This window comes from Paenibacillus sp. JNU01, from assembly GCF_059130585.1.
In genome coordinates, this window is sequence record NZ_CP169723.1 from 1574588 (window position 1) to 1596591 (window position 22004).

Annotated in this window: 24 protein-coding genes; 3 read left to right on the forward strand and 21 right to left on the reverse strand. The window is 47.7% G+C overall.

Features of this window, described 5'->3' with window-relative positions; translation table 11 throughout:
- Positions 1-95: 95 nt before the first annotated feature.
- The 4 genes from NLBNIHML_RS06675 to NLBNIHML_RS06690 form a co-directional block, all read right to left on the reverse strand.
- On the reverse strand, positions 96-1763 hold the full coding sequence (locus NLBNIHML_RS06675; protein WP_339235387.1) for a spore germination protein: 1668 nt from the start codon (positions 1761-1763) through the stop codon (positions 96-98).
- 24 nt (positions 1764-1787) lie between these two features.
- The gene (locus tag NLBNIHML_RS06680) at positions 1788-2216 is read right to left on the reverse strand and encodes a stage V sporulation protein AB (RefSeq protein ID WP_339235389.1); all 429 of its coding nucleotides are present in this window, start codon (positions 2214-2216) and stop codon (positions 1788-1790) included.
- Positions 2197-2853, reverse strand: coding sequence for a stage V sporulation protein AA (locus NLBNIHML_RS06685; protein WP_339235392.1), 657 nt, complete (start codon positions 2851-2853; stop codon positions 2197-2199). The genes NLBNIHML_RS06680 and NLBNIHML_RS06685 overlap by 20 nt, the downstream gene beginning before the upstream one ends.
- A gap of 578 nt (positions 2854-3431) precedes the next feature.
- Positions 3432-4331 (reverse strand): helix-turn-helix transcriptional regulator, encoded by a 900-nt coding sequence (locus NLBNIHML_RS06690; protein WP_494354060.1) that lies wholly within the window; start codon positions 4329-4331, stop codon positions 3432-3434.
- 107 nt (positions 4332-4438) lie between these two features.
- Between NLBNIHML_RS06690 and NLBNIHML_RS06695 the strand changes: the two genes are divergently transcribed.
- The gene (locus NLBNIHML_RS06695) at positions 4439-5353 is read left to right on the forward strand and encodes an EamA family transporter (protein ID WP_494354061.1); all 915 of its coding nucleotides are present in this window, start codon (positions 4439-4441) and stop codon (positions 5351-5353) included.
- 101 nt (positions 5354-5454) lie between these two features.
- Here NLBNIHML_RS06695 and sigF read toward each other — a convergent pair whose 3' ends face one another.
- The 11 genes from sigF to NLBNIHML_RS06750 all read right to left on the reverse strand — a co-directional run bounded on the left by sigF (position 5455) and on the right by NLBNIHML_RS06750 (position 14164).
- Positions 5455-6210: an RNA polymerase sporulation sigma factor SigF gene (gene sigF / locus NLBNIHML_RS06700; RefSeq protein WP_036607856.1), complete on the reverse strand. Its 756-nt coding sequence runs from the start codon at positions 6208-6210 to the stop codon at positions 5455-5457.
- Positions 6211-6224: 14 nt separating this feature from the next.
- Positions 6225-6680, reverse strand: a complete 456-nt coding sequence (gene spoIIAB / locus NLBNIHML_RS06705; protein ID WP_036672324.1) for an anti-sigma F factor — start codon at positions 6678-6680, stop codon at positions 6225-6227.
- On the reverse strand, positions 6677-7030 hold the full coding sequence (spoIIAA, locus tag NLBNIHML_RS06710) for an anti-sigma F factor antagonist (protein ID WP_017687636.1): 354 nt from the start codon (positions 7028-7030) through the stop codon (positions 6677-6679). Before spoIIAA ends, spoIIAB begins: the two co-directional genes overlap by 4 nt.
- 143 nt (positions 7031-7173) lie before the next feature.
- Positions 7174-8295, reverse strand: coding sequence for a D-alanyl-D-alanine carboxypeptidase family protein (locus NLBNIHML_RS06715; protein WP_339243135.1), 1122 nt, complete (start codon positions 8293-8295; stop codon positions 7174-7176).
- A gap of 302 nt (positions 8296-8597) precedes the next feature.
- A complete protein-coding gene (locus tag NLBNIHML_RS06720) occupies positions 8598-9422 on the reverse strand; it encodes a purine-nucleoside phosphorylase (RefSeq protein WP_062835238.1) in 825 nt (274 codons plus the stop codon).
- A gap of 178 nt (positions 9423-9600) precedes the next feature.
- Positions 9601-10491: a tyrosine recombinase gene (locus NLBNIHML_RS06725; protein ID WP_339256174.1), complete on the reverse strand. Its 891-nt coding sequence runs from the start codon at positions 10489-10491 to the stop codon at positions 9601-9603.
- 75 nt (positions 10492-10566) lie between these two features.
- On the reverse strand, positions 10567-10809 hold the full coding sequence (locus NLBNIHML_RS06730; RefSeq protein WP_017687632.1) for a DUF4227 family protein: 243 nt from the start codon (positions 10807-10809) through the stop codon (positions 10567-10569).
- A 159-nt stretch (positions 10810-10968) separates the two neighbouring features.
- Complete coding sequence (gene fur, locus NLBNIHML_RS06735) at positions 10969-11436, reverse strand: ferric iron uptake transcriptional regulator (RefSeq protein ID WP_090922447.1); 468 nt, start codon at positions 11434-11436, stop codon at positions 10969-10971.
- Positions 11437-11543: 107 nt separating this feature from the next.
- Positions 11544-12173, reverse strand: coding sequence for a stage II sporulation protein M (gene spoIIM / locus NLBNIHML_RS06740; protein WP_339256176.1), 630 nt, complete (start codon positions 12171-12173; stop codon positions 11544-11546).
- Positions 12174-12347: 174 nt separating this feature from the next.
- Positions 12348-13568, reverse strand: a complete 1221-nt coding sequence (locus tag NLBNIHML_RS06745; protein ID WP_494354062.1) for an endonuclease Q family protein — start codon at positions 13566-13568, stop codon at positions 12348-12350.
- A 2-nt stretch (positions 13569-13570) separates the two neighbouring features.
- On the reverse strand, positions 13571-14164 hold the full coding sequence (locus tag NLBNIHML_RS06750) for an NUDIX domain-containing protein (RefSeq protein ID WP_494354063.1): 594 nt from the start codon (positions 14162-14164) through the stop codon (positions 13571-13573).
- A 122-nt stretch (positions 14165-14286) separates the two neighbouring features.
- Between NLBNIHML_RS06750 and NLBNIHML_RS06755 the strand changes: the two genes are divergently transcribed.
- On the forward strand, positions 14287-14433 hold the full coding sequence (locus NLBNIHML_RS06755; protein ID WP_253438738.1) for a Z-ring formation inhibitor MciZ: 147 nt from the start codon (positions 14287-14289) through the stop codon (positions 14431-14433).
- Between the two features lie 145 nt (positions 14434-14578).
- On the opposite strand, the gene NLBNIHML_RS06760 is transcribed toward NLBNIHML_RS06755, so the two are convergent.
- Positions 14579-15712, reverse strand: a complete 1134-nt coding sequence (locus tag NLBNIHML_RS06760) for a tripeptidase T (protein ID WP_339256182.1) — start codon at positions 15710-15712, stop codon at positions 14579-14581.
- Between the two features lie 78 nt (positions 15713-15790).
- Between NLBNIHML_RS06760 and prli42 the strand changes: the two genes are divergently transcribed.
- On the forward strand, positions 15791-15892 hold the full coding sequence (gene prli42, locus NLBNIHML_RS06765; RefSeq protein WP_017687624.1) for a stressosome-associated protein Prli42: 102 nt from the start codon (positions 15791-15793) through the stop codon (positions 15890-15892).
- A gap of 26 nt (positions 15893-15918) precedes the next feature.
- Here prli42 and lipB read toward each other — a convergent pair whose 3' ends face one another.
- From lipB to lpdA, 5 genes are all read right to left on the reverse strand, one after another.
- On the reverse strand, positions 15919-16626 hold the full coding sequence (gene lipB, locus NLBNIHML_RS06770) for a lipoyl(octanoyl) transferase LipB (RefSeq protein WP_339235412.1): 708 nt from the start codon (positions 16624-16626) through the stop codon (positions 15919-15921).
- Between the two features lie 111 nt (positions 16627-16737).
- Positions 16738-18189, reverse strand: a complete 1452-nt coding sequence (locus tag NLBNIHML_RS06775; RefSeq protein WP_494354064.1) for a dihydrolipoamide acetyltransferase family protein — start codon at positions 18187-18189, stop codon at positions 16738-16740.
- A 56-nt stretch (positions 18190-18245) separates the two neighbouring features.
- Entirely contained in the window at positions 18246-19232 is a 987-nt protein-coding gene (locus tag NLBNIHML_RS06780; protein WP_062835245.1) for an alpha-ketoacid dehydrogenase subunit beta, read from the reverse strand.
- 2 nt (positions 19233-19234) lie between these two features.
- Positions 19235-20263, reverse strand: a complete 1029-nt coding sequence (locus tag NLBNIHML_RS06785; RefSeq protein ID WP_342570561.1) for a thiamine pyrophosphate-dependent dehydrogenase E1 component subunit alpha — start codon at positions 20261-20263, stop codon at positions 19235-19237.
- Between the two features lie 139 nt (positions 20264-20402).
- On the reverse strand, positions 20403-21827 hold the full coding sequence (gene lpdA / locus NLBNIHML_RS06790; protein ID WP_339256188.1) for a dihydrolipoyl dehydrogenase: 1425 nt from the start codon (positions 21825-21827) through the stop codon (positions 20403-20405).
- Between the last annotated feature and the right edge of the window lie 177 nt (positions 21828-22004).

Consider the following 22004-nt stretch of genomic DNA (forward strand, 5'->3'; position numbering starts at 1 on the left):
TCCTCACTTTTTTGTATACTGGAACAGTTGCTATTCCAATGATTTTACACCAGTATATCAAATTAGGCGGCGAGATGAATGGATTTTTCGGAAGATCATTTGTGTTTTTTACTTTTTCGCAGTTCACCGTCCGGATCATCGGACATTTTGGTGTTGTCACGGGTTTTGTTGAATGATGGACGTTTTTTATTTTCCAGTAAAGGCAGCCGGAATAAAAAGTTGCCCAAGGCCTTTGCATTAAACGGTATAAAAGGCCATAGATACGAAGAATTATATGACCGGTGAACGGTGAGTGCCAATATGAGCAATGTACAGCCAACAACCAATCCCGGAACTTTGAATATCGCTACTGCTATGAGTAAAAACAGTCTGACTAACCTGTTGGCAAGTCCCAACTCGTAACTTGGTGTGGCAAACATTCCAATGGCTGCAATGGCCATATAGAGTACAACCTCATTAACAAAGTATCCCGTTTTCACAGCAATATCTCCAACAAGAATGGCCGCGATTAAACCCATGGCCGATGCCAGAGGTGTAGGCGTATGAACTGCAGCCATCCGCAATAGATCGACACCAAGCTCTATGAGAAGAAACTGCAAAATCAGAGGCAACTTCACATTTTCCTGTGGACCAATGAAGTCCAGCCCCATCGGTTTGAGCGAAGGTTCTATTACCATGAGAAGCCATAGGGGCAGCAAAAACAGCGATATGAGAATCCCTGCAAAACGAACCCATCGTAAATACGTCCCCATCAATGCCGTCTGTCTATTTTCCTCTGCATGTTCACACAGGTCGAAGAACGTCGTTGGCAAAATCATTACACTGGGAGAAGTATCAACGAAAATGACGACTCTGCCCTCCAGCAGATGGGATGCTGTTACATCCGGCCGCTCCGAATATCGAACGAGCGGGAATGGGTTCCATCCCTTGTTGATAATCGCTTCCTCCAGCTGTTTATCTGCGGCGGGAATACCATCGATATCCACCCGCTGAATTTTCTCACGGACTGAGTCCACCTGCACTTTATCCACAATATCGTCAATGTATACCACGCAGACATCGGTTTGTGTTCTCCGCCCCACCTGCATGATCTCAAACTTAAGTCCAGGGTCGCGTATTCTGCGGCGCACCAAGGTTACGTTAGTCAGGAGGGTTTCCGTAAAGCCATCTCTGGAACCTCGGACTACCCTTTCCAATGAAGGTTCTTCTGGTGAACGAACCGGGTAACTCCGGGTATCCATTACTAGGACCGAGCGATCCCCTTCAACGAACAATGCACTCATACCTGTAAGAACCTTGTTAATGACCGCACTCATCTTCTCGACTTTTTCCACCTGTATATGGGGAATGTAACAATCGAAATAAGATTTTAGTGCGTGCTCAGATACCTGATCAGGCGTGAGATAGGTTAACCTTTTTAATACTTCCAGTAGGATCTCATCCTTGGCGAAACCCGTCAAAAGAAGCAATCCCACATGTTTGCCACCCAGCACCATCTCTCTCATATCCACATCAAAAGATTCCCCAAGTCCGAGAACTTGCTTGAGCGTATTTTTGTTTTCACTCATCCGAGGGGAAATATCATCATTTTCCTGCCAATACTGTACGGATTCCTCAATACTGTCGGACATCTCATTTTGTTTTTTCTTATTGTACGCTTTCTCCTCTTCTTCCTTCTGAATCTCATATGCAGACTTGTGCAGCATCTCTTCCGTTATACCTTCACTATGTTCCTGGCCTGTGTGCTCCGTTCGTTCATCCATCTTCCATCCTCCTATGGCCACGAGTTACCGTTGATATATAAAGAAATCAAACAGGGAACCTGTCATTTTACCCAAAATCATGGCGAGCAGTAATCCAAACAAATAAGGTTTCATGCCTAATCGTTTAGCTAGCACGGGCAGTACATTAAGCACCTCGGTGAGTGCTGCGGCGAGCAGACCGATGAACACACCACAGAACAACCCTACGATCGGGCTAAGCAGCAGCACCCCATGCATTTTCCAATGCCAGAAGTCCGCCACCGTTCCGAGCAGTGAACCACCGATTAGCGCCCCTTCGTACCAGTGAGTCTTGTCATACGTTTGCGTAAGTTGAGCCAACCTGGGAATCATATCGAGCACCAGAATAAGCGCAATTACGCCGCTTCCTACGGCAATTCCTCCGGCAATACCCAATACAATGCTGATTGCTCCATTAAGAACGCTCATCCGCATTCATCTCCCTGCGTTCCTGCTCATGCATCCGTTCGCTTTCCTCGATGACCACATATTGATCTACATTTTGCTGGTATAGGAACATCTCCACTTCCAGCGGGGTAGGCTCCTCATTCCACTTTTTCTTGAACAAGTGATTAAAAAATACTGCCATTCCGAATCCAATGCCAATCGAATATGCCACTTGGAACAGGTAGGGATGTTCGTCCCGATGCCCAGTGAGCATCTCCACAATTCGAATCTGAACTTCCTGCATGTTCACATCGGCATGAAAATTCATTATGGTTAAGGCTGATCCGAAGAAAAGAAGTAACCACACCAAAATGAACAGGGACTTGGAAGGTTGACCATTTCCCGCGATGACTTCAACCAACGTATGACCTGATCCCATCAGTTCAACACTGACCTCCGGCAAGATGTGCCGAATTCGGGGAATAATCTGTAATATATCAATGAGGATCAGATTGCCATCCTCCGGTCCAGGACGTAAAAGTTCAAGCTCCAGTAGCCTGCTCTCCTGATTTTCAGAAGTGGTCAGTACATGTGCAATGTCTCCAAGCTTGACTGCCCTGCCCCTCTGGATGCGAATGCGGCTGCGCAGTCGAACGTAGACCATTGGAGTGGGCGTCTGAGACATCCATAACACTCCTTTGCTGCGTAATTTAGGTTAGTATTTGAAGAATGTGCAAATTTATTACAAACGGGTTGGAAAAAGATCGGGAGGTGGGTGCGGGCGCTGCGGGATAGATCGGTCATTGATCGCTGTTGCTCGGGGGAGGATACATGCAGACACTCCGACGGCAGACCAACCTTCTGATCGCTGTTGTCTCCAAATTCTTCTGATTGATTTCTAAGTGTTAGAAATTTGGAGACAAAGGCGAACGCTTCGCTTCTTCAGGTCTAATCTGCCGCCTGCGTTGCTTGTGTATCATTAGGCAAGTCCTCACGCTTCGCTCCTTTTGACCGATTCCATCCCTCCGCTGCCCATCGTCCTCCCGTTTCCAAACGTTGTAATAAATATGCTAGGGAGTGGGAAGGAAGGGATTTATAAGATGAGTTTTTGAGGTTATTTTTGCTTAGACGGGGAGCGGCTATTGATCAGGTTGAGGGAAACTGAGTGTGGAGCATTGTATTCCATATCAAAAGAGTCGCCTTATGGGCGACTCTCCGGTGTTGGTTGATAGACTTACAGCTCAAGAATTACTTTAAAAAATATTACGGATTCCTTTGTTGACTCAATTTCCTTTTGAATTGTAAAGGGGTTGAATTCATTGTTTTGCGAAACTGATTAATGTAATAACTTGTGCTGTTAAAACCGACTTCATAGGCAATTTCGGTAATACTTCGTTCGGAGAGTTGTAAAAGTTCAATGCTTCTTTGGATACGGTACTCTATCACATATTGCATGGGTGTTGTTCTCAATATTTGCTTGAAGTAACGACATGTCTCTGATCGACTTAACTGTCCCATCCTCGCAATATCTTCCAGCCTGATCGGGTCAGCATAGTTGAGATGAATCCATTGCAACATGTCTTTCATTCGCTTGTTTCTGCTCATCTCCGATGGATCATGTTCCAGGGAATATCCATTCATAATCAACATTTTCCACATATCCAGCACCGCAGAAGCAACATTCACTTCATAAAACGGAACTTGGTCCACAAACTCTCCTCTAATCCGTGCAATTGTGTCCAGGAACTGTTCTCCCCACACATTCGTTCTTTCGATATACAGAAAAGGCAAATTAGTTGCTGTTACATATGGATGTACATACTTCATATACAATTCCGAAGGCATGATAACGTGTGGGGACAAATTCAGACATAAATAAATGCAGTTCTCGCTCACACCGTGATCTTCGGCCATATGCATCATACCACTGTTGATAAAAATCCCGTCACCTTTGGGTACTACTATTTTTTGATCGTTGATATGGAACAATGCCTTACCTTGAAGAACAGCAACAAACTGCAATTCATCATGCCAGTGGAGAGGAATATGTCCGTGAACATGTTGAACAATGGTTGTCTCATAACAGGCTACCGATAATGCATCGGTGCGGTGTTCCGTCATTTCTTTCAAATTGTGATCAATGATAAATTCAATATTCTGCATAGGCCTCATCTCAATATTGTTATATTTTTAAGTGCGATATTGATATTAATGTACTGAATTCCTCCTTAATATAACACTATTCTTATATTTAAGGTGAGGCGACAAGCATGATAACTTTTGCAAAATCCAAATATTCAGGTATTTTACTCGTCCTGACGGGAGCAATATGTTGGGGAGTCGGAGGTACGGTATCTCAAAAACTGTTTCAACTGGATGGCATTGAGGTCAACTGGTATGTAACTGTTCGATTGCTGATTGCTGGGCTACTCCTTTTGGTTATTCAATCGTTTACACGTGGAAGAGTTCAGATTTGGGATGTGTGGAGAAATAAGAAAACAGCAATACAGCTGATCATTTTTGGACTGGTGGGCATGCTTGCCGTTCAATATACCTACATGGCATCCATTAAACATGGCAATTCCGCAGTAGCTACACTGCTGCAATACCTGTCCCCTGTTATGATCATGATTTACATCGCCCTCCAGAAACAGTCTGTCCTTACACGAAATGACGTCGCATGCGCCGTACTGGCTCTCGGAGGCTGTTTCCTCCTGCTAACGAACGGCTCGTTTACGCAGTTATCTGTCTCCTGGCTTGCAGTTATATGGGGGTTGTTATCCGGGATTTCCGCTGCATTTTATACGCTGTATGCCGTGCAATTAATTACAAGGTTCGATTCACTTGTTGTGGTTGGCTGGGCTATGATCATCGGTGGTCTGGGAATGAGTTTTATTCACCCGCCCTGGGTCATGAATTTTGCGAGCATCAGTCTTAAAACTTACGGTTATTTGATATTTACGTTCCTTTTTGGAACCATGATTGCTTTTTGGTTTTATATCGCAAGTCTCAAAAGGCTTTCTCCTAAAGAGACCAGTCTACTCGGGAGCGCAGAGCCCCTTGCTGCGGTTGGAACAACCGTCATATGGCTTCATGAACCCTTTGGCATCTATCAATGGATCGGTACGGCATGTATTCTTGGCATGATGCTGGTCATGCAGTCCAATCGTTCGGGATCTCACTGAATTAACAACAAATAACCTCCCCCGCCATAATGCGCGATAGAAGGTTGTTAGTTGTCGTATATTGGTGCATAACCGCCAATATTGTTGTTGCAATCCCCGAATCACTGCGCGATCTGGTCGCGGATGGATTGCAGTATTTTTTTCTCCAGACGGGATACCTGCACCTGAGATATACCCAGCCTGCTGGCAACCTCGGACTGCGTCTGATCCCGATAATACCGAAGATAGACGATTAACCGCTCCCGTTCGCTGAGACCACCGATGGCTTCGTTCAGAGCCAGTTTGTCAAACCAACGTTCCTGAGACTCGTCGGCAATCTGGTCCATTAATGTAATGGGATCACCGTCATTCTCAAATACCGTCTCATGGATAGAGGTCGGCGGTTTGTTGGCTTCCTGGGCAAATACGACTTCCTCCGGGGTTACTCCCAACTCTGCGGCAACTTCCTTAATCGTTGGCAGTCGATCCAGATGTTTGGACAGTTCGTCCCTTTTTTTGCGGACTTTATTCGCCATCTCTTTCAGTGAACGACTGACCTTCAGGGTACCGTCATCTCGCAGGAATCGCTGGATTTCTCCGATGATCATCGGTACCGCGTAGGTTGAGAACTTCACGTCATAACTGAGATCAAATTTGTCTACTGACTTGAGCAGACCGATACAACCAATCTGGAACAGATCTTCCGGATCATATCCCCTGTTCATAAAACGCTGTACGACGGACCAGACGAGTCTGATGTTGCAGTTCACCAGCGTATCCCGCGAAACATGGTCACCCGACTGACTGAGCGCAATCAGCCGTTTGACCTCGGCATCGTCCAAATAGGTCTGTGAAGATGGTTTCACTTCAGCATCCATAAGAACACCAACCCCTAATTATACAATGCTTTCTTGGATTCAATCCTTTTTTTCATCTTGATGGAGGTGCCTCTGCCGGGCTCACTGCTGACTTCGAATTCATCCATAAAGTTTTCCATAATGGTGAAGCCCATGCCCGACCGCTCAAGTTCGGGTTTGGAGGTATATAACGGCTGCTTGGCCAGTTCAAGATCTTCGATACCTTCACCGCGGTCTTCCACAATAATCGTGATCATGTCTTCCCGAATCTCGGCCTGGATAGACACCACACCCTCGGAGTTGTTGTTATATCCGTGGATGATGCTGTTGGTCACGGCTTCCGAAATGACCGTCTTCAGGTCACTGAGCTCGTCCATCGTTGGATCAAGCTGGGAGATAAATGCAGCAACGGTTACCCGTGCAAACGATTCATTCTCTGACTTGGCCGCGAATTGCAGATTCATGAAATTTGTCCCTGTTCCTTCATTCATGAGACGACCTCCAGACCTGAGAGAGCAGTTCCCTCATTTTCGTATATCGGCATTATCTTGAACAGACCCGACATTTCCAGCAAACGGTACACCGGCGAATTGACGTCACAGACCACCATCTTACCGCCTTTGTTCTTAATGAGCTTGTATCTTCCCAAAATGACACCCAGGCCCGAACTATCCATAAATTGCAGATCTTTCAGGCTGAGTACCAGATGCTCGCTTTGTCTCCGCTGGATGGCTTCATCCATTTGCATCCGTACCATGTCAGCTGTATGGTGATCCAGCTCCCCGGATAATCGTACAATCAGAATCCCGCGATGGTGTTCCATTTCCACATGCAAGTTCACGTTTGCCCACTCTCCTCCCTGTCTTGAACAAGGATTTCTACGTATCCAAAGGCTTTTCCTGCCCCCCGACAAAACTAGAAGAAAACCCCTATTTAACTACAAAATATGTTCGAAGGATGCGAACAACTCGCGTAATTCGCCTTTTAATCAAACAGGTTGGACGTAGTCCGTTTAAACAGCTTCCACCAGCCAGCTTTATTCACGTCCTGTGGAGCCTGAATGTCGAATTCCTTAATGACGTCATTGCCCTGGTACACCACCAGTTTACCTATACTTTGTCCAGCCTTGATCGGAGCTTTCAATTCTTTGGCAACCAGCAATTCATGCCGGATGTCATTGGATTTCGCTCCTTTGCGCATCAGCACACTATAATTTTGCGTGGCATTCAGAGGCAATTCGGCAACTTCACCTTTTTCGATCTTCAGACTGCCCAGCAGATCCCCTGCCTTGTAGAGAGCCTTCATCGTATATTGACTAAAGGCATAATCAAACATCGATGACACTTCGCTATTTCGTGTTTTGGTATTTGGTTCACCAAGTACCACGGAAACGACACGCAGTCCCTCCTTGGACGCTGTTGCGGACAAACAGAACTTCGCTTCGGATGTATAACCTGTTTTCAAACCATCTGCCCCTTCATAAAAACGAACCAGCTTGTTCGTGTTCACCAGCCAGAATGGCTTTTCCGAGTCTTTGCGAAGATAATCCTGATAGGCACCGGTGTACTTCGTAATCCCGGAATGCTTCAGCAGTTCACGACTCATGACGGCAATGTCGTGGGCTGACGAATAATGATTATCCACCGGCAGACCGTTACAGTTGGCAAAATGAGTATCCTTCATGCCAAGCTCCTTCGCACGCTCATTCATCAGCTGTACAAAGGATTCCTCCGAACCAGCAATCTTCTCAGCCATAGCCACTGAGGCATCATTGCCCGAAGCCATCGCGATCCCTTTTAACATGTCATCAACGGTCATCTCTTCCCCAGGCTCCAGAAAGATCTGCGAACCGCCCATGGAAGCTGCATATTCGCTCGTTCTTACTTTATCTGTCAGCTTCAGCTTGCCGGAGTCGATCGCTTCGATTGTAAGCAGCATGGTCATAATTTTTGTAATGCTCGCCGGAGGCAGCTGATCATGACTGTTTTTCTCATATATGACGGTTCCTGTGTCCGCATCCATTAGGATCGCAGAGCGTGCCGACGGGGCAAGATCCGTCCCTCCCGCTGCCTTCGGTGTTTCTTCAGCCAATGCCGTTGATGCCATAAGGGACAGCAGGATACAAAGGGTCATGAACGATGCCATTATTCTTTTCTTCACAAGGTTACCTCCTCAAATGACTTGCTTACTGCATGTTCCATGCATGTACTGCTAATCATTGTCGGCCCGTTTCCAGTAAATTATTCCATGTAAAGCATGATTTCCCGAACTTTTATTGAAAATGTGATCAAAGCGAAAAAAACGCACTTTACTCAACGCATGAGTAAGCGGACGTTCAATACAACAAAAAAAGGTTACCCCCGATGATTTCTCATTCGAAGAGGTAACCTTCTCTACTCAACTCTTGCTTACATTTGTGGAATAACAGCCAATACCAGCGCCAGGAACGACTCACGAACACGCTCCGTCGTTTCCATCACCTCATCATGTGACAGTGGCTGGTCCAGAATTCCGGCAGCCATGTTACTGATACAGGAAATACCGAGCACTTCCAGACCTGCATGGCGTGCCACGATCACTTCAGATACAGTGGACATGCCCACGGCGTCTGCGCCCAATGTACGCAGCATTTTGATCTCTGCTGGTGTCTCGTAGTTCGGACCAAGCATACCTGCGTATACCCCTTCACGTACGTTAAAACCTTGTGAAGCCGCCGTATCCTTTGCCAGCGCACGCAAACGGCGGCTATAGGCTTCGGACAGATCAGGGAAACGCACGCCCAGGGCAGCGTCATTGGGTCCGATCAGTGGATTTTTGCCTGTAAGATTCAAGTGATCAGAGATCAGCATCAAATCTCCAGCTTCATACGACGTGTTCACGCCGCCCGCTGCATTGGTTACAAGCAAGCTGCTTACACCCAATTCTTTCATTACTCGTACCGGGAAAGCTGTCAATTCCGGACCATATCCTTCGTACATGTGGAAGCGGCCTTTCATCATCACGACTGGACGGCCTTTAATGGTGCCGACCAATAGCTCACCTTCATGTCCTTCTACTGTGGACACCGGAAAATGTGGAATATCCTGATAAGCGATGCTTACGCCATCTTCAATCAGTTCTGCCAGTACGCCAAGACCCGAACCTAAAATCAAACCGACTTCCGGCTTGATGGAGCTTTTACTTTGAATATAAGAGGCTGCTTCCGAAATCATTTGTTGGTTTAATGCTGTCATGCGATGTATGTTCCTCCTTGAGTTGAAACGATCCGTCTATAGACGCATTTTGCAAAATCTATTCAATCCGAATTTATGCAAACTGCTTATGTATAACGGCGTTTGGATGTATTCAATTTATTTTATCCTAAATCGTCGCGATGTTCCGCATTTATTTGTGAATGCCATGCGTCAAAATCTATTTTGCCCTCGGGTGATGGGTTTCATAGATTTCTTTCATGGTTTTGCGACCATGGTTGCCATATTGTTGCCCCGGCTGCTCTACGTGACCCAGCATATCCTGAACCGCACGTGTGTCCGCCCCATTGGCAATCAGGTGCGCCGCAAAGGAATGACGCAGCGTATGCGGTGTAATTTCGTCCGAGATTCCTGCGTCCACTGCCGCTTTTTTGAGCAGCTTCCAGAAGCCCTGCCGGGTTAAACGTCTGCCAGATACATTCACGAACAGTGCCTGCTCGTCCGAATCGGTTTTGAGCAATTTGTTGCGGAATTCCTCCACATATACACTTGCCCAATGTGCAGCGGGTGCACCGATGGGAAGAATACGTTCTTTGCCCGCTCCACCGCATCGTATAAAACGCATGCCTGGCTGTACATCCCGAATGTCCAGCGCAATCAGTTCCGAGACCCGAATACCTGTAGCATATAGCAGTTCAAGCATCGCTCGATCTCTCACACCCTGCGGTGAACGAATATCAGGCGCTGTCAGCAGTTGTTCGATCTCCTGTATGCTTAATACCTGTGGTGGCGACTTGTCCGCCTTGGGAGCTTCCACATCAAACGTAGGGTCCTGTATAATCTCCCCCCGGCGCATCAAAAAGTGAAAGTAGGAGCGCAGAGATACGATGCTGCGGGCAATGGTTGCGTTGGCACGTCCTGCCTGTTTGAGCTGACCTGCAAACAGGACGACATGCGTGCGTCTGACCTGATCGGCTTTGTGTATGCCAAACTCCTTATCTGCAAATTCAATGAACTTGTCCACGTCTCGGAGATACGATTCAAGCGTGCTGCTCGACATCCCTTTATCATCTTCCAAGTATAAGGCATAGGCGTGTATCGTCTGTTTCATGTACAACGCTCCTCAACTGACAGATCTGCCGCTCTGGCAGACTGCTCCCGTATTTGCATCCCTGACTGTTCGAAGCTACTCCCCGTACCAATAGAACAAACGGAGACGCTCTGCCATCGTAGGACGTCCTTCTCCATTACCCGGCCAATCCGTTTCCTGAAATACTTTGATTGCATTGCCAGTCGGCATCTGATACTGGTCCACAGGTGAGATCCAGCCATTGAACAGATCCAGAACATGATAGAACAGATAGACTAGTGCAGCAAAAAATATAATAAATCGAATAAAACGGAGCCCTCTCCGCACTGATATAATCATGGGTATATCCCCCTTCTGATTCAAATCCGGTAACGTCCTTGAATCAGGGTATGTCCATAAACACAAGTTTATGCCATTCGGGGTAAACTCCAGATCACGTCCGGTGCCAAAAAAGCTCTCCCGTCAAAACCGCCGGTGAGAGCTTGAAGATATGCTATGTTATTCTTCATCTTTGGGTTTCTGTTCATTTTTAGCTTTGCAACGATAACAAATTCCATGAAAATCCAGTCGGTGATCTACTACCGAAAAGTTGAATTCCCGCTCCAAACGCTCTTCAAGCGGTCCAAGCCAGTCTTCACGTATTTCATCCATACTTCCGCATTGAACACAGATTAAGTGATGATGGTGATGCTTGGATGTATCTCCGCGCAGATCATAACGCGCTACACCGTCGCCGAAGTTGATTTTCTCTACAACATGCAGCTCACTCAGCAGTTCGAGGGTACGGTACACGGTTGCCAGACCGATTTCGGGAGCCTTTTCTTTAACGAGCATGAATACGTCTTCTGCGCTCAGATGATCTTCTTCATTCTCAAGAAGTACTCTTACGGTGGCTTCCCGCTGGGGCGTTAATTTATATCCTTGGGACTGTAGTTGCTGCTTAATTTTATCAATCCGTGCTTCCATTTTCTCCCTCCCCCTAGGAAATCACTGCACACTGCAACTTAACCCACTCTTTTCATTATAGGGGGAGTGCGTAATTAAAGTCAACATTTTACACTATGCATTGCACGTTATGCCGGTAGTAGCATTGGCGTGACCCAGCGCATCATCGCAGGTGTAACCCATGTTTCAAAAGACGCCACGCCGAGCAGCATTGCAGCCATAACCAAAGTTAACACTATATATGAAGCAAACGGCCTTTGTCGACCAGGTGTTCGCTGCATCAAAACACGATTGCGAATGATGTATAGCGAGAATGTCATCGCCGCCACACTGCAGATCAGAAGGATTGGAATGACAAATAGATTATGTGGTGCCACGGAAACCAGTGCAAACAGCAGCCCTTTCCAAGAATACTGTCCAACCAGGTAACCCACAGTGAATCCAATGAGCACACCTTTCAGAAAATCCAGAACCAGTATACCGGGCAGTCCAACGACGGATAAACCCAGAATAAAGATTAGACCTACCCATTTCAGATGAAGCATGGCGATGTCCCAATAGGCCCCGGTCTCTGTCACCTGTGCACTGTGCTGCACGGTCATGAAGAAATTACCGAGATAACCCTCCAGATCCTGGCGTTGATCAAGAGACAATGCATTCACCATAAGCGCGCCAAAAATGACACCGACCAGAAACAAGACAGCCACGAATACATATAACGAAGTCTGACCTTTAAATGTAAAGTAGGATGAGCGCATACAGGTACGAGTCCCCTTTCCGGTATCATGCTGCAAGGATTCTCAGTTACATCCTCATAGTCATTCTTATGAACCGGAATGCACCTGTATGACTTCTTGTCCAGATTGGTTCCCTGTATGGTGAAAGCTATATGAGTTGAACCTCGGAATATAACTACAGCATATTTACACGAGTCACTCCGTGGCTCTTTCCTGAACAGCAACTTTACCATACGTTCCTCCACCTCCGGAGGACAATTCCAGTTGCCCATTCCGCGCAGCCACGATCAAGCCAGCCAGCACAGGTCCAACAACCGCAGCAAGTTCTTCCTCATGCGTACGATGAAGCACATTCATTTCTGTACCAAAATGGTCCAGTAACTGGCGCAATTTGGCTTTGCCAAGTCCCGGAATGAACTCCAGTGGTACCTGATAATGATAGGCGGGTCTGTTTGCAGGAACATGAGGAATCTCCCGATCAGAGATGGCCAGAATGCGATCCAATACCCCTTGAACAAGCTTCAGACTGCCACAGTGAGGGCAACGCTCTGCCGACATCGCTTGCTCATCCATGATACTGCCACACGCCGCACAGTAGGTACGGTGATACTTGCCCAGCCTTGGATTCAGTCCATAATTGGCAGCAATGCTCCTGCCATCTTCTCCTTGAAGTGCCATACGGAATTCATCAAAAGAAGGGGCAGCAATTAGTAATTCGTTATACTCCCGTCCAATCTTACCAAGTGAATGAGCATCCGAATTGGTCAGGAACGGTACACGGTCCAACTCTTGAATATAACTGGCCATGGATGAGTCTGAGCTTAACCCCAGCTCTACCGCATCCACAAGACGGGTATCCAGCACATCGCCCATACGGGGGGCTGTACTGCCATAGATGCCTTTATGCGGTGTAAATACATGTGCAGGCACAATTAGTCCACCACGTGCCTTAATCTCGGCCTGCATCTCTAGAGCGGGCACGTATACCCGCTGAGAACTGAGATTCACATTTTTCATATAACGTTTCATCCAGTCCGTGAAGGACTTCATCGTTTTCAGATCACGGAAGTATGCGAGCATATGGAACTCGCGCATTTCAGGCTCGCGCAGCTCAATCTCTGTACCCAGCAGAATGGTGGTGTCCTGGTAGGCAATACCGCCCCCCTCAATCTGGGACATCGTACCGTTCTCCAGCAATTGCTCGATATCCATCTGTACAACCGGCGAATGACAATCAATCACACCCAGCAAATGAATTCCTTTGCGATCCGATGCTTCCCGGGCAATATTCTCAAATGTCAGATCGCGACTGCCACTGATTTTTACGGCCTCGCCGCGAGAGGTTCGTCCGATGTGAATATGCAGGTCTGTATAACAGGGCTCCCACATCGTGGACGTTTTCAGTTGGTCATTCATCCCTAGAACCGTCCTGTCGTTCTGTAGAGGTCCCACGCGTACACAGCCATCATCGTTTTGGCATCACTAATCCGGTTATCGTCCATGAGTGCGTAGGCTTCCTCCAGTGTGATCTCGGATACTTCAAGGAATTCATCTTCGTCAAGTTCCATATCTCCGGCTTCCAACTCTTCAGCGATGTATAGATGAATGATCTCATCTGCGAACCCTGGTGAGGTGTAGAACGAACGCAGATGACGCAGTGACTTGGCCACATATCCCGTCTCTTCTCGCAATTCACGTGCGGCAGCCACTTCCGGCTCTTCTCCAGGGTCCAGTTTTCCCGCAGGTATCTCCACTTCGGTGCGCCCCATTGCTTGACGATACTGATCCACTACAAGCATGCGATCCCCATTCAGAGCGAGCACAGCTACTGCTCCAGGGTGCCGGATTATCTCACGTGTAGCCGTCTCACCGTTCGGCAGTTTAACCGTATCGACCTGTAGTGAAATCACTTTCCCCTCGAAGATGGGCTTGGTGGATACGGTCACTTCATCCAACTTCGGATTGGCAGGTTGCGCTGTATGGATGGATTGAGCAGATTGGTTTGGTTTCATTCGTTCTTCAACTCCATATCATTGGATTATATATTCGTTTAATGTATAAATCTCTGATTTTGGGCATATGGTGAGCGTATAGAACTCTCACAGCAAATATAAACAATTCAGGGGGAATTTTGATGAACAGTTATTTGACGCCTAAATCCGTACACGTGGTAGGACAAGCCCGGCAAGTACAGCTCATCCTTAAGCAATGGTTGCACGAGTGGGGACCGGATGCCAAATTAAGTGATCTGCTCGCTGGACGCAAATCAATGGGGCATTGATCTATTCAGCCATAGACACATGTTTCATCCAATATTAACGAGTCTTCTCCCTTGAAATATAACATGAATTTACAAAAAGTCCGAATCCGTACAGACCGGGTTCGGACTTTTGTCTAAAAACATGTGAGGTAACATGTGCAGTATCTTATTTCTTGCCAGCTGCCGTTTCCTGAATAATTGCCACCACCACTTGGGACAACTTCACAATGTCTTCGGCACGAATACGTTCTTTGGTTGTATGAATATCCTCATACCCTACCGCCAGATTCGCGGTTGGAATACCAAATCCGTTAAAGATGTTGGCATCACTGCCCCCACCAGAAGCGAACGTACGAGTCTCGAGACCCATACTGCGGATGGCGCGCTGTGCAAGCTGCACAACTTCGTGCTCATCATGGAAACCAAATGCCGGATAAAGGATTTCACTTCTGAATTCAGCCGTTGCACCGTATTTGCGACATGTTGTTTCGAGCGCATCACGCATCTGTGCTACCTGCAATTCCACTTTTTCCTGCACAATACTGCGAGCTTCCGCTTCAATCTGTACAAAGTCACATACCACGTTGAGTGCTGATCCACCCTGGAATTTACCAATGTTTGCTGTTGTCTCATCATCAATTCGTCCAAGCTTCATCGCTGCAATGGCTTTGGCAGCAACCTGAATGGCGCTGATCCCGTCTTCCGGGTTCACGCCCGCATGTGCGGACTTCCCATAGATGCTCATTTGGATTTCGGCTCTGGCCGGTGCAGCTACACAGATCGTCCCTACAGCTCCGTTGGAATCCAACGCATAGCCGAATTCGGCATCGATATCCTTCGGATTCATGGCACGTGCGCCCACCAGGCCAGACTCTTCGCCCACCGTAATGACGAATTGAATTTTACCATGTGGAATCTTGTTCTCTTGAATCACACGAATCGCTTCGAACAGTGCCGCAATCCCTGCCTTGTCATCTGCTCCCAGGATCGTTGTTCCATCACTGCGAATCCAGCCATCTTCACCCAGTTCAGGTTTAATGCCCTGTCCAGGCGTTACGGTGTCCATATGACATGTGAAAAAGATGGGTGCAACACCATCTGTTCCTTCGGCCTCCCAGGTAATGACAAGGTTTCCCGCGCCATGTCCGGTTTGTTCCATGGTGTCGTCCTCATAGACATGAAGGCCGAGATCTGCAAACTGCTCTTGAAGCACCTTGGAGATGTTCTGTTCATTTTTCGTTTCACTATCAATCTGAACCAGTTCCATGAACTGATCGATAACACGTTGTTGTTTAATCATAGGACTTTCCTCCCTCTCGTGGATACGGTACAATACAATTACTATGGCTTACTTTATGTTGAAAGGAGTTCTCTCATCATGCAAAAAAAGAAATGGTTCAAAATCATCATCTATCTCATGCTGATCGCCATGATCGGGTCCACCCTTTTCATCGCTCTCGAACCGTTGCTGTTCGGATAGCCACATGAAGCCTTTCGACGAACTGTTTACAGACGTTGAAGGGCTTCTTTTTCGCTAATCCAATTGATTTGATATGGAAAAATGCGATTAAAGTACGGAACAATCTCGCGTGCTACCTGCTCCACTGTATAAGACTTGCCCGTGATATCCTCCAGTGAAGTAACACCATATTGCTCAATTCCACAAGGAACAATCCCCTGAAAACCAGCATGTTGAATGCCTGAGCTGATGTTAAAAGCAAACCCATGACTGGTCACGAAACCGCGGCGATGTTTGCAGCGATTAAACTTGATGCCGATCGCAGCAATCTTCATATCGCCGATCCACACACCCGTATACCCCTCTTTGCGTCCGGCTTCGATGCCTTGGTCTGCGAGATAATCTATAAGTACCTGCTCAAGTTTCCGCAAATATCCGTGTAGATCCAAGTCTTCATCCCGACCAAGAATCAATAACGGGTAACCTACCAACTGGCCCGGGCCATGATAAGTAATATCACCGCCCCGATCAATCTGAAACAAAGAAATCCCTTGCTCACGCAATTCTTCCGGACTGAGAAGCAGATGCTCCGGATGATTTTGTGAACCAATCGTATACGTTGGCGGGTGTTGTAAAAGCAGCATCTGCTCGGCTCCCTCGCCCTCGTCCAATCGCTGCACAATCGCTTTCTGGCGGTTCCAAGCCTCTTCGTAATCAAGCATCGGTATGTATGCAACATCCAGCGGCTTGCTCATGATTCCCCACACCCTTCTGCTTCAGGTTCAATGTACAATTGAGCACTTGTCCATAGACAACAGGAAAAGTGCACGGCCTCCGGCACATACACTTTCCCGTCTACTATTTACTTAATACACCGTGCTCTCCATGGTATATCCTTCAAGGTTTTCTTTGACACGTTGCAAGAAACGTCCGCTGATTACGCCATCCAGGATTCGGTGATCCAGCGACAGACACAGATTAGCCATCGAACGAACAGCGATCATATCATTAATAACCACGGGCTTCTTGACAATCGACTCGAATGTAAGAATCGCTGCCTGCGGATAGTTAATGATTGGCTGGGACAGGATTGAACCGAATGAACCTGTATTGTTCACCGTGAACGTACCACCCTGCATATGATCAAGCTTCAATGTACCTTCACGTGTTTTGCGAGCCAGTTCATCCACTTCACGGGCCAGACCTGCGATATTACGCTGATCGGCATGTTTGATTACCGGTGTAAGTACGGAATCTTCGGTTCCTACTGCCATGGACAGGTTAATGTCCCGTTTAACGATAATTTTGTCTACTGCCCATACGGAGTTCATGATCGGGTAGTCTTTAATCGCGTTAACGACTCCCTTCATCATGAAGGACAGATATGTCAGATTGATGCCTTCCTTGCGCTTGAACTCATCCTTGAGTTTATTGCGCAGCATTACGAGATTCGTCACGTCTACTTCGATCATCGTCCATGCATGCGGGATTTCCGATACGCTCTGACGCATATTCCGCGCAATCGCATTACGCACAGGGGTAACATCAATGAAATACTCCGATCTTCCCTGGCCGCCACCTTCTACTTCGATCTGTGGAATTTTCGGGCTTTCGGTTAGATGAATACCTGAATGTCTCACAGGAACGCCTGCATCGGACGCTGAGATCGCTTCTCCAGCGGTTAAACCCATGTCTCCGTTTCCACGATTTACGCCACTGAATGGAGAAGCAGACGGCACACCAGAAGGTGTATGCTGTGCAACTGGAGATGATGCTTGTGCAGACGCAGACGATCCAGCCACATTACCTCCCTGTGCAACAAATGCCAGCACATCTTTGCGGGTAATACGACCACCTGCTCCAGTACCTTGGATGCTTTGCAAGTTCAAACCATGCTCTGCTGCCAGGGATTGCACTGCCGGGGAATACCGATTACGCATCGGCTGATTAAGGTCATGTGCTGCTGTATTTGAGGCGGCAACAGGAGTATGGGCCGTATTATGCTGCACTTGCTCCTGTTGCTGCGATACTTGTGTTACCTGCTCAGCCGCTTCTTCGTCAGAAGCTGCGACCTGCATGCGGCAGATTGCTTCACCAACAGCAATCGTTGTGCCTTCTTCCACCAAAAGATCACCCATAATTCCATCCACCGTGGATGGAATCTCGGCATTGACTTTATCCGTGATTACTTCACAGATCGGCTCGTACTGTTCCACACGGTCGCCCGGTTTTTTCAACCATTTGCCTATGGTAGCCGAGACCAGCGATTCCGCCAATTGCGGCATAATGACCTCGATCCATTTCATACGTTCAGCCATTTGATTATCACTCCAAACTTTACTTTTAAACGATTAAACGATCCAATAAAACGAAATTAAAACTCGGCAAGTGTACGCATTGCTGCTTTGGCTTTGTCCTTGCTCAGCATGTAAAATTTCTCCAATGTTGGGCTAATTGGCATGGCTGGCACGTCAGGTCCACAGAGACGCTGAATCGGCGCATCCAGTTCAAACAGACATTCCTCACTAATAATCGCGGCAACTTCGGCACCTACACCACCCGTTTTGTTATCTTCGTGAACGATCAGCACTTTGCCTGTCAGACGAGCGGAAGCAATAATCGCTTCACGATCCAGCGGTTGCAATGTGCGCAGATCCAGAACGTGTGCGGTAATGCCTTCCTCACGTTCCAGCTCCTCAGCAGCCTGCATGACAAAATGCAGCGGCTGGCTGTAGCCGATCACCGTAATATCCGCACCCTCACGAAGTACGTTGGCTTTGCCGATCGGAACGATGTAATCATCCTCAGGCACATCTTCCTTGATGAGCTTGTAGCATTTTTTATTTTCAAAAAAGAGTACCGGATCCGGGTCGCGAATGGCCGCTTTGAGCAGACCCTTGGCATCGTATGCCGAGTAAGGCGCTATAATTTTCAGACCAGGTGTACCAAAGAAAATCGATTCCGGGCATTGGGAGTGATACAACCCACCGAAGATTCCGCCACCAATCGGCGCGCGGATAACAATCGGACAACTCCAGTCATTGTTGGAACGATAGCGGATTTTGGCCGCTTCACTAATGATCTGGTTTGTTGCCGGCAGCATGAAGTCCGAATATTGCATCTCGGCAATCGGCTTCATGCCATACATCGCTGCACCGATGGCAACACCTGCAATAGCGGATTCGGACAACGGTGTGTCCATGACACGCATCTCGCCAAACTGATCCTGTAAGCCTTTGGTTGTGGTAAACACACCACCTTTGACCCCTACGTCTTCACCGAGGATAAAGACATTCTCATCCCGCTCCATCTCTTCTTTCATCGCGAGACGGATTGCATCAATATATTCCATCACTGCCATACTTACCGTCCCCCTTCTTCGCTGTCCGCATAAACGTGCGTCAGAGTGTCCTCAGGTTTCGGATATGGCGCGTTGTCTGCATATTCAGTCGCTTCTTTCATTTCCAGCGCAAGCTGGGAAGCCAGATCCGCATCCCGGGCTTCGTCCCAGATGCCGCAATCAATCAGATAGTTCTTCATGCGAAGCACGCCGTCCTTCTTCCAGTTCTCTTCAACTTCTTCCTTGGTCCGGTAAGCCAGATCATTGTCAGAAGTGGAGTGTGGAGAGAGACGATACATCATCGCTTCGATTAGTGTGGGGCCTTCGCCTGCTATGGCACGTTGACGTGCTTCCTTCACAGCAGCGTATACTTCGAGCGCATCGTTACCATCTACACGCAGTCCGGGGAAACCGTAACCGAGTGCACGGTCCGATATTTTACCGCTAAGCTGCTTGTGAATTGGAACCGAAATCGCATACTGGTTGTTCTCACACATAATAATGACAGGCAACTTGTGTACACCTGCAAAGTTGGCTCCCTCATGGAAGTCACCCTGATTGCTTGATCCTTCACCAAACGTAACAAAAGAAACAAATTTTTGCTTCTTCATTTTGGCAGCCAGCGCAAACCCGACAGCGTGCGGAACCTGTGTTGTAACCGGGCTGGAGCCCGTCACAATCCGCAGCTTTTTGTGACCGAAGTGACCCGGCATTTGCCGACCGCCACTATTCGGATCTTCCGCTTTTGCAAAAGCAGACAGCATCAACTCACGCGGAGTCATGCCTACCGCCAGTACAAAACCATAATCGCGGTAATACGGTAAATAATAATCGTGATCCCGGTCCAGACCAAAAGCAGCGCCTACTTGCGCAGCCTCCTGCCCTACACCGGATACGTGAAAGTTAATTTTGCCAGCCCGTTGCAAGAGCAAGCAACGCTCGTCAAACTTGCGTGCGAGCAGCATGTATTTGTACATATCCAATACTTCACCATCGCTAAGTCCCAGCTGTTGATGCCGATGGACCGCGTCTGCAGTACCTTGTGAACTCATATGAGGTACCTCCTTTTAATCAGAGCCTGTGCCACTCTTACTACCCGATCTTATAACCTGGTACTAAGACTTGGCTTAACCTTATTATAATCCCTTTTACCCAAAAAAGGAAAGAACCTTTCTCATAAGCCTCTTTGGCTTACATTCCAATGGCCTTTCCATCGACCGCCAGCATGGCTTCACCCATGATTTCCGACAGAGAAGGGTGTGGATGAATGGTTTGGCCGACTTCCCAAGGTGTCGCATCCAGCATCTGAGCCAGTGAAGCCTCAGCGATCAATTCCGTCACATGGGTGCCAATCATATGTACCCCCAATATATCATTCGTCTTGGCATCTGCGATCACCTTCACGAATCCATCACGACTTCCGTGAATGAGCGATTTGCCAATCGCCTGAAACGGGAACTTGCCTGTTTTGATGTCATAGCCACGTTCTTTGGCTTCACGCTCGGTGAATCCAATGCTGGCTGCTTCCGGACGTGTGTACACACATCGCGGTATACGGTGGGATTCAACGGCATGTACCGTTTCCCCTGCCAAATGATTGACAGCGAGAATGCCTTCATGACTTGCCGCGTGCGCAAGCTGTAGACCACCAATGCAGTCGCCAATGGCGTAGATGTGACCTTCACCTGTCTGTAGCTGTTTGTTCACAGCAATGAAGCCACGCTCCAGCTTGATATCTGTATTTTCGAGTCCGATATTTTCGACATTGGCCTGACGTCCAACCGACACGAGCATTTTCTCCGCTTTCAGCGTTTCCTGCTTTTCGTCACCAAGCTGCACATCAATCTGGATGCCATCTGTATCCGTGCTATAGGTTTCCGTTAGCACTTTGGCTCCTGTCAGGAAACGAACCCCCCGCTTACCAAGCAATCGTTGCATCTCTCTTGCAACATCCTCATCCTCTGCAGGCAGCACGTGAGCAGCAGCTTCTACCACCGTGATGTCTACACCAAAGTCATTCAGCATGGATGCCCACTCCAGTCCAATCACACCACCGCCGACAATAATAAGTGATGCAGGAAGCTCGTCCATACGCAGTGCTTCGTCACTGCTCATAATAAACTTGCCATCCGGTTCCAGCCCTGGCAGCACACGTGGACGTGAACCAGTAGCAATAATGAGATTGGTCGGCACAACCGTATCCATCTCCCCATCTTCAAACTCTACAGCGACCGCTCCGCTCTGCGGGGAGAAGATGGAAGGTCCGATCACGCGACCGTTCGCGTGTACGACCTGGATTTTATTTTTTTTCATCAAATATTGAACGCCCTGATGGAGCTGCTCCACAATCGCATCCTTACGCGCCTGTACTTTGGGAAATACAAGTGTGGCTCCAGCTGTCTCAATACCATACGTCTCGCTCTCCTGAATCTCGGCGTACACTTCCGCGCTTTTCAGCAAAGCTTTGCTCGGAATACACCCACGATGCAGACAGGTTCCGCCGAGCTTGTCCTTCTCAATAATAACCACCTGTTTTCCTAGCTGTGCAGCTCGGATTGCGGCTACATATCCACCAGTTCCTCCTCCAAGAATTGCTACATCACATGTAATTGGCATCTCTCATGCTCTCCTCTATGAATCAAATTTCAGTATCATTTATGATGGCTTGAATCATGGTTTGGCTTATACCCTCTATATGCCATTGTACTCTCCTTGAGCGGTCAACTCAAAGTTTGAACCAATCACACATGGACAGCCCGTGCATTCCAAGCTATGATGGAATCAGGTATGATC